Origin of the sequence: Streptomyces sp. KL2, assembly GCF_046529545.1 — a bacterium.
In the GTDB taxonomy this organism is placed as follows: domain Bacteria; phylum Actinomycetota; class Actinomycetes; order Streptomycetales; family Streptomycetaceae; genus Streptomyces; species Streptomyces radiopugnans.
Map to the genome: position 1 here is coordinate 1248593 of NZ_CP127170.1, position 13242 is coordinate 1261834.

A 13242-nucleotide genomic window follows, 5' to 3' on the forward strand; every position below is an offset into this window, starting at 1 on the left:
TCGGTGACGGTGCGATACGGATGAGGGCGTTCCCGTGGCGGAGCGCGCGGCGACCCCTTACCGTACGCGCATGCGCCACCCCGCCGAGTTGTACTACGCGCCCAGTCTGCCGCCCGACGAGGTGCGGGCGCTGCTCCGCCGCGACCAGTTGCTGCTGCGTACCTGCCAGGCCGCACTGGGCCGTGTCGGCGGGGACGTCCTGGGGTTGTCGGTGGAACCGCGCCCCGGCGAGGTGGTCATCCACGCGGCGGTGGCCAGGGAGACGCCCGAGGTGGCCGAGGACCTGTGCGACATCGCCTCCGAGCTGGAACTCCTGCTGATGGGCGGGCCCGACGACCGCTCCGACATCACCGTCCAGGTCCATGTCGGGCCGCCCTGCCCCACCGACTGGCCCGGTTACGGTCACGCGGTGATCCACCTGGCGAAGACCGGGGAGCCGTGGGAGGGGGAGGACGGCTGACGGCGGCCGGTACGGGCCGGCCCGGAACCGGCTCGGGACCGGCCCGGAACCGGCTCGGGACAGGGCGCCCGGACGGCCGCTCAGTGCGCGGCCGGGGCCGGGCCGACCAGCTTCTCCAGGACGTCCTCCATGGTGACGAAGCCCAGCAGCTCGCCGCGTTCGCCGGTGACGGCGGCCAGGTGGGTGCCGGCGGCGCGCATGGTGGTGAGGACGTCGTCCAGCGGGGTGCCGGCCCCCAGGCGTACGACGGTGCGCAGGGCCTCGGGCGGGAAGGGCCGGTCGCGGTGCACGACGCCGATGGCGTCCTTGACGTGCAGGTACCCCAGCACGGTGCCGCCGGGGCCGGTGACCGGCAGCCGGGAGAAGCCGACCGTGGTGGCGGTGCGCTCCAGTTCGTCGGGGGTGACGGTGTGATCGACGGTGTGCATCTCGGCCAGGGGCACCAGCACCTCGGCCGCCGGGCGGCTGCCCAGTTCCAGCGCCTCGCGCAGCCGCTCGTGGCCGCCCGGCTCGATCAGCCCGGCCTCGCTGGCCTCCCGTGCCATGCGGGCGAGTTCGGCGTCGGTGAAGATCGAGGCGACCTCGCCCCTCGGCTCGACCCTGAGCAGGTGCAGCAGGGCGTTGGCGAAGGCGTTGACACCGAAGATCACCGGTCGCAGGGCGCGGGTGAGTGCGACCAGCGGCGGCCCCAGCAGCAGGGAGGTGGGCACGGGGGCGGCCAGGGCGATGTTCTTGGGCACCATCTCGCCGATGAGCATGTGCAGATAGGTCGCCAGGGCCAGCGCGATGACGAAGGCGATCGGGTGGACCAGTGCGCCGGGGACGCCGACGGCCTCGAAGGGCGGCTCCAGCAGATGGGCGATCGCCGGTTCGGCGACCGCGCCCAGCACCAGGGAGGAGGCGGTGATGCCCAGCTGGGCGGTGGCCATCATCGCCGACAGGTGCTCCAGGCCCCACAGCGTGGTGCGGGCCCGCCTGACGCCCTTCTCGGCGTGCGGCTCGATCTGGCTGCGGCGCACCGAGATCAGGGCGAACTCGGCGCCGACGAAGAAGGCGTTGACCAGGATCATCAGGGCGCCGATGGTCAGTTGCAGGGCGGTCATCGGGCGTCCTCCCGGTGGGCGCGGCCGGCCGCTCCGGCGGAGGCGGCCCCCGCGGGGGCGGTGATCCGTATGCGGTCGGCGCGGTGGTGCTCGACGTCGAGGACGCACAGCTCCCAGTCGGCGACCTGGACGGTGTCGCCGGGTACGGGGATGCGCTCCAGGCGGGCGGCGATCAGGCCGGCGGCGGTCTCGTAGGGGCCTTCGGGCGCGGCCAGTCCGATCGCGGCCAGCACGTCCAGGCGGGCGCCGCCGCCGGCCTCCCAGCGCGCCCGCCCGTCGGGGGCGGGGGCGGCGGGGCGCAGGTCGGGTTCCTCCAGCGGGTCGTGCTCGTCGCGGACCTCGCCGACGACCTCCTCGACGATGTCCTCCACGGAGGCGACTCCCGCGGTGCCGCCGTACTCGTCGATGACGACCGCGATGGTGCGGCGGGCGCGCAGTCGCTCCAGCAGCCTGTCCACCGGGAGGGTCTCGGGCACCAGCAGCGGTTCGCCGAGCAGTTCGGTGACGGGGGTGGCGGAGCGCCGGTCGGCCGGAAGGGCCAGGACGTCGCGGATGTGGACGGTGCCGATCACCTCGTCCAGGGTGCCGCGGTAGACGGGGAAGACCGACAGGCCGGTGGCCAGGGTGAGGTTCTCGGCGTCGGCGGCGGTGGCGTGCGCCTCCAGGGCGCGTACGTCCACGCGCGGGGTCATCACGTTCTCCGCGCTCAGCTCGCTCAGGTGGAGGGTGCGCACGAACAGTTCGGCGGAGTCCTCCTCTATCGCACCCTCCCTGGCGGAGCGGCGGGCCAGGGAGACCAGTTCGTCCGGGCTGCGCGCGGAGGCCAGCTCCTCGGTGGGCTCCAGGCCGAAGCGGCGCACGAAGCGGTTGGCGGTGCCGTTCAGATGGCGGATGAAGGGCCCGAAGACGGCGGTGAAGCCGCGCTGCGGCCCGGCGACGACGCGGGCGACCGTCAGCGGGCTGGAAATCGCCCAGTTCTTGGGCACCAGTTCACCGACCACCATCAGCACCACCGTGGAGACGGCCACGCCCAGCACGGTGGCCACCGAGGAGGCGGCCGGGCCCAGCCCGACGTCGCGCAGCGGTCCGCGCAGCAGTGCGGCCAGGGACGGTTCGGCGAGCATGCCGATGACCAGCGAGGTGACGGTGATGCCGAGCTGGGCGCCGGAGAGCTGGAGGGTGAGCTGGCGGACGGCCTTGAGCGCGCTCCCGGCGCCGCGCTCCCCCTGGCGGGCGGCGCGTTCCAGCTCGCCCCGCTCGACGGTGGTCAGGGAGAACTCGGCGGCCACGAAGACCGCGCAGGCCAGGACGAGGGCCATGGCAGCCAGCAGGAGCAGTACCTCGGTCACCGTGCCACCCCCGCTCCCGGACTCGTCGCGGAGCGGCCGCGGGTGACACGGCTGGTACTGGGAGGTTCGCCCATGGTGGGTGTGCTGCTCCTTCTGGGTCGGTCGGGGGCCGGGTACCTCGGGTCGGGCCGAGGCCTCCCGATGAAGTGTAAAGGATTGGCAAAGCGCCGCTGCCGCGGCCGGAACCCCGACCCGGCTCCGGTCCCGGCCCCGCGCCCCCGGGCGACCCCGGGCGCGGGGGCGCGCTCCACCCCCTCCGGACCCCGCGGCATCGGGGCGCTCCAGTGATTCTACAATTTTGTAGAAACATTGGAAGCGGGGACGACGGGGCGGACCCGGGCCCTTACGATTTCCGTCCGGGCCGCGTCGGCACGGCCCGAGATCCTCCCGACACCCGGAGTGTTCATGGCCCTGTGGAACCGCCTCGCGGAGTCCGCCCGGACGGTGCGGGGCCGGCTGGCCGCGAAGAGGAACGAACTCAGAGGCGGCGCGTTCCGCGACGCGAGCATGGCGATGTGCGCGCTCGTCGCAGCGGCCGACGGAACGATCGAACCGGCCGAGCGCCGTCGCGTCGCCCAGCTGATCGAACACGACCAGGTGCTCAGGGCCTTCCCCGCCGGCGAGCTGTGCGGCCGCTTCGAGGGCTGGCTGGACCGGCTCACCACCGACTTCGACCTCAACCGGGCCGAGGCCCTGCGGGAGGTCGCCAAAGCCGCGCGCAGACCCGCCGAGGCGCGCGCCGTCGTCCGGATCGGCATAGCCGTCGGCGCGGCCGACGGCTACTTCGACGCCGCCGAGCTGGTGGTGGTCCGCGAGGTCTGCCACCTGCTCGACCTGCCGCTCCACGAGTTCGGGCTCTGACCGGCCCCCCGCGCGGTCCGGGCGGCGGACGCCGGGCCCGCCCCGGTCACCGGGGCAGGGGGTGCGAGCCCGCCCCCCGATGCGGGGAGGCCGCGGCGGGACGGGGCTCCGGCGACCAGGGCGGGAGCTGGTGCGGCCAGCGCACATAGGTGAGCGGCGACGTGCCCGAGCGGGGGACGACCACGCCGACGGGCCACACCCGCAGCGCGTAGCTTCCGGTGTGGTCGGCGACGGTGAGCCGGAACGAAAGCCCCTCGGCGAGCCGTTCGGCCGCGGCCCGCTGCCGCTCCTCGTCCGCGCACCACCGCCGCAGCTCCGCGGGTACGTCGGCACTGCGCCCGGGCCGGTCCGGCACGCGGCCGAGCGTGCCCTCCGCCGCCCAGCGGGCCGTCACCGGGTCGGGGTCGAGCCCGTCGGCGATCCGGCGGGCCTGACCGCGCAGCCACCGCAGCGCGAGGCCGCCGCTGGGACCGGTGTACCTGCCCAGCAGCACGGCGACGGGGACGCCGTCCACCGGCCCCTCGGCGGTGACGTCGGCCCGGTAGGCGCGCACCCGCCCGCCCCACCGGCCCGGGCGGAGCACGGCCCGCGCCGGGCCGGGCACGGCGGGGCGCGCACCGGGGCGCGGCAGGTGCCGTACGGGCCCGGCGGGGCGGTCGGAGCGGACGGAGGCGGTCGCGGGTTCGTTCGTCACGCCCCCACGGTGACCGTGATAGCTCAGCGTTACAAGTGATTACGCAGAGCGAATGAGGTTGTTGTGTGCGCCGGGAGGTGGCGCGGTACGCGCCGCGCGCCGTCGCGCCGCGACTCCGCCGCCTCTCACCTCCCGCCGCCGCGGCCCGGGCGGAGAGCCCGGGACCCGGTGCCCGGCGGGTCCGGTGCCCGGTGGGTCCGGTGGCTCGACCGCGGGCTCAGTCGCTCAGCTCCGGCTTGCCGAACAGCGCGGCGTAGCCGGAGGGGAGCTGGCTCAGGACCTGGTTGAGCTCGCCCCCGGAGATCGCCCCGGCGGTGGTGGACAGCACGGCGCTGGCGTCCCACTCCGCGGTCCTGGGCCGCGACCCGGTCCGCTCGCCCACCCGTCGGCAGAACTCCTCCACGCCGTACGTCTCGGGCCGGTCCGGGCTGCTCTCCACCAGGAAGTCGCCCAGCGGGCCGGGCAGCTGGGCGGCCAGGTCCTCGGTCTCCCCCGGGGTGATCCGGGAGGCGAGCACCTCCAGCACGGCCGTGGTCACCTCCTCGGCCTCCTGCCGGTCCCTGTACTCCCCCAGCTCGCGGACCCGGGCGAGGAACTCGTCGTACCTCATCGGCCACCCCTCCTCATCGGTCGGCGGACATCACCTCGGCGGCCCGTTCCGCGTTCCACGGATCGCGCCGGCGAACCGCCCGGCGCGGAACGTTCGGCCCGGAGCGGGGCCGTCAGCGCCCCGGCGCACCGGGCGCGTGCGCGGGCTCGGGCTCGGGCGGCCGGGCGAGGCCGGTCAGTTCGCGGGCGAGTGCGTCGGCCAGCGGCCGGGCGATGCCGGGGAGGGTGTGGGTGACCGCGGTGAGGGTGTACGCGCCCGCGTGGTCGGTCAGGGCCAGGCAGACGCTGCCGGGAGCCAGTACGGGCGGCAGGGGGACGATCCGCTCCAGCGGCCGTCCGTCCAGGGACCACGGGCCGCGCGGCCAGCCGAAAGCCAGGCAGGTCACGGGGCAGAAGCCCGGCGAGCAGCTCAGCGCGGCCAGCAGGCGCACCGCCCAGGGGCCCAGCAGCGCGGCGGCGCCGACCGCGCGGCGGACGGTGTCCGCGCCGCCGCGGAGCGGCCCGAAGGCGGCCAGCGCGCCCCGGCAGGCCGCCAGCCGCTCCCCGGGGTCCGCGGCCGTCACGGGGAGCGGTACCCGCACCGCCGAGACGGCGGTGCCGAGCATCCGGTCCTCCCGCGGCGCGCGCAGGTCCACCGGGAAGGCCCCGTACAGCGGGCGCGGTGCGCCGGGCCAGCGCTCCGGGTCCCCGTGGACGGTGCGCAGGGCGCCCGCGGCCGCGGCCAGCAGCACCTCGTTGAGGGTGGCGCCCAGGCCCGGCAGGGCGCGGCGGGCGGCCCGTACCGCGTCCGCGTCCACCTCCGTCCAGGCCAGGTCCGGCTCCGGGCGGCGGCCGCGGGGCAGCGGCAGGGCCCGTCCCGGGCCGAGCGCCGCGGAGGGACGGGACAGGCCGGGGCGGGCACGGTCCGGGTGGGCGGCGCTGAGCGCCTCCACCGCCCGCACGCCGGTGCCGCTCCGGCCGCCGCGCCCGGGGGTGCCGTCGAACAGGGAGCTGAGCAGGATCTCCAGGGACCGGCCGTCCAGCAGGGCGTGGTGGGCGGTCAGCACGACGGCGAACCGCCCCCGGTCCGCGCCCGCCACCAGCGTCAGCCGCCAGGGCGGCAGTCCGGCGGGCAGGGGGCGGGCGACGAGCCGGCCGAGCAGCGCGGTGAACGCCGCGCGGTCGCCGCCGCCACCTCCGTCGGCGGCGTGGACGACGGTGACGTGGCGGCGGGCGTCGAAACGGTCGAGCGGCAGCCAGCGGTGCCCGCGCAGCCGGGCCGGCGGCGCCGGGGCCAGCAGTACCCGCCGCAGCCGGGGAAACCCGCCCCAGCGCTCCCCGACCCGGGCGCGCAGCGCGTCCGCCCCAGGCGGCCGGCCGGTGAACAGCGCCGCCATCCCGACCGTTTCGGGAACTCCGCGCGCACCGCAGTGGACTTCCTCCACCGGTGACAGGGCGATGCTTCTCTCCATACGCCTTCTCGCTCACTCATCGAGAACTCGCGCAGATCTTCGACGGCTCGCCCGGAAAACGCACGAGTCACCTGTCCGCGCCTTTTCTGATCCTGTGTCAGTATTCTGGCGGAACGTCCGGCGAGAAAAGGACCGACGCCCCTCCGGCCCCGGACGGCTCAGCGATCGGACCGGCGAACGCGCGGCCGGGAGCGCCCCGCGAAAGCCGCCCGCCGCCGCACCGGCCCCGGTCCACGGATCCATCGGAGGGAATCCGGGGCCGTTTCCCCGTGGAATCGCGGACGCCGGTCGCACAAGAACACGAAAACCTGTCGGATAACCGACGCAACCTCCTCGGGGAACAGCATGGCGGATGTCTTCGGCAAAGAACGGTCGGCTCTCCACCGCCTGGTGGCGCAGAGCGCCTCCCGGCCCTACTACCGCCCCCTCACGGCCCGGGGCGCGGAGGTCGAACTCGACGGCCGCACGGTGGTCATGGCCGGGTGCAACGACTACCTGGGGCTGTCGGCCGACCCCCGGGTGACCGAGGCCGCCGCCCGCGCGCTGCGCCGGTACGGCGTCTCCTGCTCGGGTTCGCGCGTGCTCAACGGCACGCTCGCGCTCCACGAGGAACTGGAGGGCCGGCTGGCCGCATTCGTCGGCGGCGAGGCCGCGCTGGTGACCACCACCGGCTTCCAGGCCAACCTCGCGCTCGCCGCCCTGCTGGACGAGCGCGACGCCGTGTTCGCCGACATGTCCAACCACGCCTCGCTGGTGGACGCCGTACGGCTGGGCGGCGCCGCCCACCACCGCTACCGCCACCGCGACCTCGGTCATCTCGGCCGTCTGCTGGCCGCCTCCGAGCCCGGCCGCGGCAGGCTGATCGTCACCGACGGCATGTTCTCCATGGAGGGCGACCTGTGCCCGCTGCCGGGCATCGTGGAACTGGCCCGGCGCCACGGCGCACGGCTGGTGGTGGACGGCGCCCACGACATCGGCCTGCTGGGCGCCCGCGGACGCGGCGTGAGCGAGCACTTCGGGCTGACCGGCGAGGTGGACCTGGTCACCGGGACGCTGTCGAAGTGCTTCGGCTCCGTCGGCGGAATGCTGGTCGGCCCCGCCTCCGTCGTCGAGCACCTGCGCCACAGCGCCCGCTCCGTCCTCTTCTCGGCCGCGATGCCGCCGGCCTCGGCGGCCGCCGCCCTGGCCTCGCTCCGCATCATCGAGTCCGAACCGGAGCGCCGACGGCGGGTGTTCGGCCACGCCCGGCGGCTGCTCGCGGGGCTGCGGTCGCTCGGCTGGGACACCGGCGACTCCACCACACCGGTGGTGCCGGTGTACGTGGGCGACTCGCGGCTGTGCCTGCGGGTGTGGCAGGAGCTGCTGGACGCCGGGGTGTTCACCAACGCCGTGGTGGCGCCGGCCGTGGCCCGCAACCGGGCGCTGATCCGGGTGACCCCCCAGGCGATCCACACCGACGACCACATCAGCCGCGTACTGGACGCCTTCGCCCGGGTACGGCGCGGGCTGGGCCCGCTCCCGCCGGCGCCGGGCGTCCCGGGGCGACCCGAGGCGGTGGTGGCGTGAGCGCCTCCCCCGCGCGCCCTGCGCGCCCCGCGTCCACCGTGAGCGCCCCTCCCGTCTCCTCCGCGCCCCTCACCGTCCGCCCGGTGCGCGGCCGTGCGGACACCGCCGCCTTCGCCGCCCTCCCCGACGCCCTGCACCGCGGCGACCCGTACCGGGTGCCGTCCGCCAGGAGCGGCCGGCGGGCTCTGGTCGACCGGCGGCGCAACCCGTTCTTCGAGGTCGGCACGGCCGAGCTGTTCCTCGCCCGCCGGGGCCGGAAGGCGGTCGGACGGATCGCCGCCGCGGTCGACTCCCGCTACCAGGCCCTCCACGACGCGCGCGGCGGCCTGTTCGGCCTCTTCGAGTGCGCCGACGACCCCCGCGCGGCGGCCGCCCTCTTCGACGCGGCCGCCGCCTGGCTGCGCGAGCGCGGGCTGGAGACGATGCTCGGCCCGCTGGGCTTCTCCGTCCACGACGAGTGCGGGGTCCTCGTCGAGGGCTTCGACGGCCCGCCCACCGTGATGATGCCGTACAACCCCGCCTACTACCCGGCCCTGTACGCCGCCTGCGGTCTGTCCAAGGCCAAGGACCTGCTGTCCTGGCGCGTCCCGGTGCCGCCCGGCGGCGAGCCGCCCGAGGCCGTCGCCCGCGCTGCCCGGTGGGCCGCGGACGCGCCGGACGTAAGGCTGCGGCCGCTGGACCCCTGCCGCCGGGAGGCCGACCTGGCCGCCGTCCGCGACATCTACACCGACGCCTGGTCCGGCAACTACGCCTCCGTCCCCATGACCGGCCGCGAGTTCTCCCACGCGATGGAGCGGCTGCGGCCGCTGGTACGGCCGGAGCTGGTGTGGTTCGCCGAGGTGCGCGGCGAACCGGTCGCCTTCACCTTCTGGCTGCCCGACGCCAACCAGGCGCTGCGCGCCGCCCGCGACATGCCCCTGGGACGGCTGCGCACGGCCCGGGCCGCCCGCCGCATCGACCGGGCCCGGGTGATCCTCACCGGTGTCAGGGCCGCCCACCGCGCCCGCGGGCTGACCGCCGCGCTGCTCGCCGAGGCCCAGCGGGCGGCCTTCCGCCTGGGGTACACCGAGAGCGAGTTCTCCTGGCTCCTGGAGGACAACCGCGACGCCAACCGATACGCCGAGGCATTCGGCGGCGTCCTCCACCGCAGGCACCGCCTCTACCGGCGCGGTCTCGCCCCGCGTCCGGCCCCTGCGGCCGTCCCCGCGCCGACCGCCCCGCACGTACCCGGAGCCCGCCGGTGAGATATCTGGTCACCGGCGCCACCGGCTTCGTCGGCACCCGTCTGGTGTGCCGGCTGCTGGAGGAGGGCCACACCGTCGCCGCACTGGTACGGGACCCCGCCCGGGCCCGGCTCCCGGCGGCGGTGGAGCCGCTGGACGGCGACCTCGCGGACGGCCGCGGCCTGAGCCGGGCCGCCGCCTGGGGCGCCGACCGCGTGATCCACCTGGCCGGCGCCGTCCGGGCCGCTCCGGGGGGCGGCTGCGGCGGTTACGCCTCCGTCAACGCCGGCGGCACCCGCCGCCTGTGCCGGGCCCTGGCCGCCCTGCCTCGCCCGCCCCGCCTGGTCTACTGCTCCTCCCTGGCCGCCGCCGGGCCCTCCCCGCCCGGCCGGCCGCGCCGCGAGGACGACCCGCCCGCACCGGTGTCGGCCTACGGCCGCAGCAAGCTCGCCGGCGAGAAGGAACTGCGCGCCGTGGCCGCCGCCGTGCCCGGCACCGTCGTCCGCCCGCCGATCGTCTACGGCCCCGGCGACACCGACTTCCTGCCCGCGCTGCTCGCCGCGGTGCGCGGCGGCGTGCTGCCCGTGTGCGGCTTCGGCCCGCGCCGCTGCTCGCTGATCCACGTCGACGACCTGTGCCGCGTCCTGCTCGCCGCGGCCGACCGCGGCTCCGCCGTCGCCCCCCGCCCCTCCTCCCGCGGGATCTACCACGCCGGCGACGGCGCCGGGCACCGCTGGCAGGACCTCGCGGCGGCCGTGGCGAAGCTGACCGGCCACCGCCCGCCCGCCACCGTCCCCCTCCCCCGCCCGGTGGCGTACGCCGCCGCCTGGGGCGCCGAGGCGGCCGCGCGGGTACGGGGGCGGCCGTCGGCGCTCTGCCGCGACAAGGTCCGCGAACTGGCCCGCCCCTTCTGGATCTGCGGCCACGAGCGGGCCGCCCGCGAACTCGGCTTCACCCCCGAGAACCTCTGGCCCGCGGGCCTCGCCGACGCCCTGCGTCCCGCGCCCGGCGCCCTGCCCGTCACCGTGCCCGGCCCGCCCGGCACCGCCCCCGCACCGGTATCCGTCCCCGAAAGGAACCAGCGTTGACGCCCCAGCACCGCACCACCCGGCCCCGCACCGGCCGAGCCGAACACCTGCGGGCCTCCCCGCCCCTGTTCCGCTCCCCGTTCCTGGACCGCCTCACCCGCGTCCACCCGGCCGTTCCCGCCGCCCTGTACGGCCCCCTGGCCGTCCTGCTCGCCGTCCTGGCCGCGCCCCGCCTGGGCTGGGCGGCCCTGGCCGGGTACGCCCTGCTCGGCTACGTGCTGTGGACGCTGACGGAGTACTGGGTGCACCGGGCCCTCTTCCACCTGACCCCCCGCAGCGCGCGCGGCAGGCGGCTGCACCGGCTGGTGCACGGCGTCCACCACGACCACCCCGACGACCCGCGCCGCCTGGTCATGCCGCCCCTGGCCAGCCTGGTGCTGACCGGCATCCCCTTCGCCGCCCTCCACCTGGCCCTGGACGGCGGCGCGGCCAACGCCGTCGCCGCCGGATTCACCGCCGGATACGTCCTCTACGACGAGCTGCACTTCCTCCTGCACCGCCCCGGCCCGCCCACCGCGCTCGGGCGCCGTCTGCGCAGGCACCACCTGCGGCACCACTTCCAGGACGACAGCCGCGGCTTCGGGGTGAGCTGCCCCTACTGGGACCACGTCTTCGGCACCGCGCCGGGGCGTACGGCGGCGGGCGGACCGGCGGGCGGGGCGGCGGCGAGCTGACGCCGGGCCCGCGCCCGGCGGCGGACGCGGGCCCGTGACGGAAGCCGGAACGAGGAGCGGGACCGGGGACCGGACGGCCTCAGGCCGTCCGGAGCACCACGGACACGTTGTGGCCGCCGAACCCGAAGGAGTTGCTGACGGCCGCGCCGACGCGCTGCTCGCGCACCGCCTTGGTCACCAGGTCGATGTCGAACTCCGGCGCGGGCGCGTCGGTGTTGGCCGTCGGCGGCACGGCGGACCGCTCGATGCTCAGGACCGTGAGCACCGCCTCCACCGCGCCCGCGGCGCCCAGCGAGTGCCCCAGGACCCCCTTGGCCGACGTCACGCTCGGACCGTGTCCGAAGACCCTGGCGATCATGCTCGCCTCCGCCGCATCACCCAGCGGGGTGGAGGTGGCGTGCGCGTTGACGTGGTCGACGTCCCCCGGCCCCAGGTCCGCGTCCGCCAGCGCCGCGGTCACCGCCAGCTCCGCGAACCGGCCCTCGGGGTGCGGCGCGGTGGGGTGGAGCGCGTCGGTGCTGGTGCCGCAGCCGGCCAGCAGGGCGCGCGGGCGCACACCGCGCGCCCGCGCGTCCGCCGCCCGCTCCAGCACCAGGACGGCGGCGGCCTCGGCCATGACGAACCCGTCGCTGTCCGCCGCGAACGGCCGCGACGCCGCCGCCGGATCACCGGTGCGGGCGGACAGCGCCCCGGCCCGCTGGAACCCGGACACCACCAGGGGCGTGACCGCGGCCTCCGTACCGCCCGCCAGAACGACGTCGCACAGACCGGCGGCCAGCCAGTCGCGCGCCACCGCCAGCGCGCTGGCCCCCGAGGCGCAGGCGGTGGAGACCGCCAGGCTCGGCCCGCGCGCCCCCAGGGCGAGCGCGACCTCCCCGGCCGCCATGTTCGGCAGCAGCCTCGGGATGACCACCGGCGACACCGCCTCGGCCCCCTCCCGCCGCATCCGGGCGAACTCCGCCTCCCAGGTGCCGGCGCCGCCCAGACTGCACCCGACGGCCGTGCCCACCCGGACACCGTCCCAGGCGGACGGGTCCAGCCGCGCGTCCCGCAGCGCCTCGTCGGCCGCCGCCAGCGCGATCCGCGTGAACCGGTCCTGGCGCCACAACTGCCGCCGCCGCGCCCGGTCGGCGACCTCCACCTCGGGGGCGCGGCAGCTGAAGTCGACCGGCAGGCCGACCAGTTCGGCGTCGCGGGACGCCGTGGGAGCGGCGGCGCAGACCCGGCGCCAGGTCTCCTCCACCCCGGCCCCGGCCGGGGTGACCGCCCCCAGGCCGGTCACCGCGATGTCCGCGCGGGTCACCGCGGAGCCACCGCCGTACCCGCGCCCCACGCGGCCTCGACCGCGTCGGCGATCTCCCCCAGCGTCGTGTCCAGGGTGATCTGGTCGTCACCGAACGGCACGCCGGTGCTCTCCCGCAGGGTCAGGGCGAACTCGACCCGCCCCAGGGAGTCCAGATCGATCTCCTCCAGCGTGGCGCCGGGCGACAGCTCGCCCTCGGTGAACTGGAACTTGCCGACCAGGATGTCCGCAACGACGCCGTATGCCTTGCCCATCGGGCCTCCTCGCGCGCTCAACTCGGGCCGGCCGGAACCGGCCCCCTTCCGCGCCCCATCCTTGTGGCTCGGCACGGCCCGGCCGGGAGCGGAACGGCCCGGTAAGCGCATTTCACCCGTACGAGGCAGCGGGCCGCGGCGGACAACGCTCGGGCCCGGCTCCTCCGGTCTGCCGGAGGAGCCGGGCCCGTGGTGCGCGTCCGCGCCCGCGGGCGCGGTTCGAGCGAGGCGGGAGTTACCGCTGCCCGCCGCCGCTGTTCTGGCCGCCCTTGCGGCCGGCCTCGGATGCCTTCTCGCGGTCGTTGGCGAAGTTGCCGCCGCTCTCGTGACCACCCTTGCGACCGGCCTCGGCCGCACGCTGCGGGTCGTTGGCGAAGTTGCCGCCGCTCTCGTGACCGCCCTGGCGGCCCGCCTCGGCCGCGCGCTCACGGTCGTTGGCGAAGTTACCGGGGTTGTTGGAGTTGCTGGACGCAGTCATGACTGCTCCCTTCACTCGTTGTCCTGCAGGTCCCTTCGCAACATCGGGTGCCCGACCCGCCCTGACGTAATCACCACAAACCACATCAAATATGCCCGCGTTCAGAACCGTCGCCCCTCACATGCCGCC

The 13242-nt window shown here is 76.3% G+C and carries 14 protein-coding genes; 6 read left to right on the forward strand and 8 right to left on the reverse strand.

The annotated features are described in order from the left end of the window. Positions 1–70 precede the first annotated feature (70 nt). Positions 71–460 carry a hypothetical protein gene (locus QPK52_RS05680; RefSeq protein WP_410535932.1) on the forward strand — a complete coding sequence of 130 codons (390 nt, stop codon included), beginning with the start codon at positions 71–73 and terminating at the stop codon, positions 458–460. A gap of 80 nt (positions 461–540) precedes the next feature. Here QPK52_RS05680 and QPK52_RS05685 read toward each other — a convergent pair whose 3' ends face one another. Both QPK52_RS05685 and QPK52_RS05690 read right to left on the reverse strand, forming a co-directional pair. After that, positions 541–1563, reverse strand: a complete 1023-nt coding sequence (locus QPK52_RS05685; RefSeq protein ID WP_410535933.1) for a hemolysin family protein — start codon at positions 1561–1563, stop codon at positions 541–543. Further along, a complete protein-coding gene (locus QPK52_RS05690) occupies positions 1560–2912 on the reverse strand; it encodes a hemolysin family protein (protein ID WP_410535934.1) in 1353 nt (450 codons plus the stop codon). Before QPK52_RS05690 ends, QPK52_RS05685 begins: the two co-directional genes overlap by 4 nt. Before the next feature lie 405 nt (positions 2913–3317). Between QPK52_RS05690 and QPK52_RS05695 the strand changes: the two genes are divergently transcribed. Next, entirely contained in the window at positions 3318–3773 is a 456-nt protein-coding gene (locus tag QPK52_RS05695; protein WP_410535935.1) for a tellurite resistance TerB family protein, read from the forward strand. 46 nt (positions 3774–3819) lie between these two features. On the opposite strand, the gene QPK52_RS05700 is transcribed toward QPK52_RS05695, so the two are convergent. The 3 genes from QPK52_RS05700 to QPK52_RS05710 all read right to left on the reverse strand — a co-directional run bounded on the left by QPK52_RS05700 (position 3820) and on the right by QPK52_RS05710 (position 6527). Further along, positions 3820–4467, reverse strand: coding sequence for a hypothetical protein (locus QPK52_RS05700; RefSeq protein WP_410535936.1), 648 nt, complete (start codon positions 4465–4467; stop codon positions 3820–3822). Between the two features lie 217 nt (positions 4468–4684). Next, positions 4685–5077, reverse strand: coding sequence for a DUF2267 domain-containing protein (locus tag QPK52_RS05705; protein ID WP_410535937.1), 393 nt, complete (start codon positions 5075–5077; stop codon positions 4685–4687). Positions 5078–5189: 112 nt separating this feature from the next. Further along, complete coding sequence (locus QPK52_RS05710; protein WP_410535938.1) at positions 5190–6527, reverse strand: wax ester/triacylglycerol synthase domain-containing protein; 1338 nt, start codon at positions 6525–6527, stop codon at positions 5190–5192. 345 nt (positions 6528–6872) lie between these two features. Here QPK52_RS05710 and QPK52_RS05715 point away from each other — a divergent pair, with 345 nt between their 5' ends. From QPK52_RS05715 to QPK52_RS05730, 4 genes are read left to right on the forward strand one after another with little or no spacing between them, the layout of a single operon-like run. Further along, a complete protein-coding gene (locus QPK52_RS05715) occupies positions 6873–8093 on the forward strand; it encodes an aminotransferase class I/II-fold pyridoxal phosphate-dependent enzyme (RefSeq protein ID WP_410535939.1) in 1221 nt (406 codons plus the stop codon). Between the two features lie 38 nt (positions 8094–8131). After that, entirely contained in the window at positions 8132–9337 is a 1206-nt protein-coding gene (locus QPK52_RS05720) for a GNAT family N-acetyltransferase (RefSeq protein ID WP_410535940.1), read from the forward strand. Continuing rightward, positions 9334–10404, forward strand: a complete 1071-nt coding sequence (locus QPK52_RS05725) for an NAD-dependent epimerase/dehydratase family protein (protein WP_410535941.1) — start codon at positions 9334–9336, stop codon at positions 10402–10404. The genes QPK52_RS05720 and QPK52_RS05725 overlap by 4 nt, the downstream gene beginning before the upstream one ends. Continuing rightward, a complete protein-coding gene (locus QPK52_RS05730; RefSeq protein WP_410535942.1) occupies positions 10401–11078 on the forward strand; it encodes a sterol desaturase family protein in 678 nt (225 codons plus the stop codon). Before QPK52_RS05725 ends, QPK52_RS05730 begins: the two co-directional genes overlap by 4 nt. Before the next feature lie 79 nt (positions 11079–11157). Here the strand turns inward: QPK52_RS05730 and QPK52_RS05735 are convergent, their stop codons facing one another. From QPK52_RS05735 to QPK52_RS05745, 3 genes are all read right to left on the reverse strand, one after another. Further along, a complete protein-coding gene (locus tag QPK52_RS05735; protein WP_410535943.1) occupies positions 11158–12381 on the reverse strand; it encodes a beta-ketoacyl-[acyl-carrier-protein] synthase family protein in 1224 nt (407 codons plus the stop codon). Beyond that, the gene (locus QPK52_RS05740) at positions 12378–12635 is read right to left on the reverse strand and encodes an acyl carrier protein (RefSeq protein WP_177214033.1); all 258 of its coding nucleotides are present in this window, start codon (positions 12633–12635) and stop codon (positions 12378–12380) included. The genes QPK52_RS05735 and QPK52_RS05740 overlap by 4 nt, the downstream gene beginning before the upstream one ends. A gap of 235 nt (positions 12636–12870) precedes the next feature. Next, positions 12871–13113 carry a general stress protein gene (locus QPK52_RS05745; RefSeq protein WP_410535944.1) on the reverse strand — a complete coding sequence of 81 codons (243 nt, stop codon included), beginning with the start codon at positions 13111–13113 and terminating at the stop codon, positions 12871–12873. Between the last annotated feature and the right edge of the window lie 129 nt (positions 13114–13242).

Bases quoted from the DNA above. Each gene is read 5' to 3' on its own strand.
- QPK52_RS05685 (WP_410535933.1), bottom strand. From the start codon at position 1,563: ATGACCGCCCTGCAACTGACCATCGGCGCCCTGATGATCCTGGTCAAC.
- QPK52_RS05740 (WP_177214033.1), bottom strand. From the start codon at position 12,635: ATGGGCAAGGCATACGGCGTCGTTGCGGACATCCTGGTCGGCAAGTTC.
- QPK52_RS05745 (WP_410535944.1), bottom strand. From the start codon at position 13,113: ATGACTGCGTCCAGCAACTCCAACAACCCCGGTAACTTCGCCAACGAC.
- QPK52_RS05710 (WP_410535938.1), bottom strand. From the start codon at position 6,527: ATGGAGAGAAGCATCGCCCTGTCACCGGTGGAGGAAGTCCACTGCGGT.
- QPK52_RS05695 (WP_410535935.1), top strand. From the start codon at position 3,318: ATGGCCCTGTGGAACCGCCTCGCGGAGTCCGCCCGGACGGTGCGGGGC.
- QPK52_RS05715 (WP_410535939.1), top strand. From the start codon at position 6,873: ATGGCGGATGTCTTCGGCAAAGAACGGTCGGCTCTCCACCGCCTGGTG.
- QPK52_RS05680 (WP_410535932.1), top strand. From the start codon at position 71: ATGCGCCACCCCGCCGAGTTGTACTACGCGCCCAGTCTGCCGCCCGAC.
- QPK52_RS05705 (WP_410535937.1), bottom strand. From the start codon at position 5,077: ATGAGGTACGACGAGTTCCTCGCCCGGGTCCGCGAGCTGGGGGAGTAC.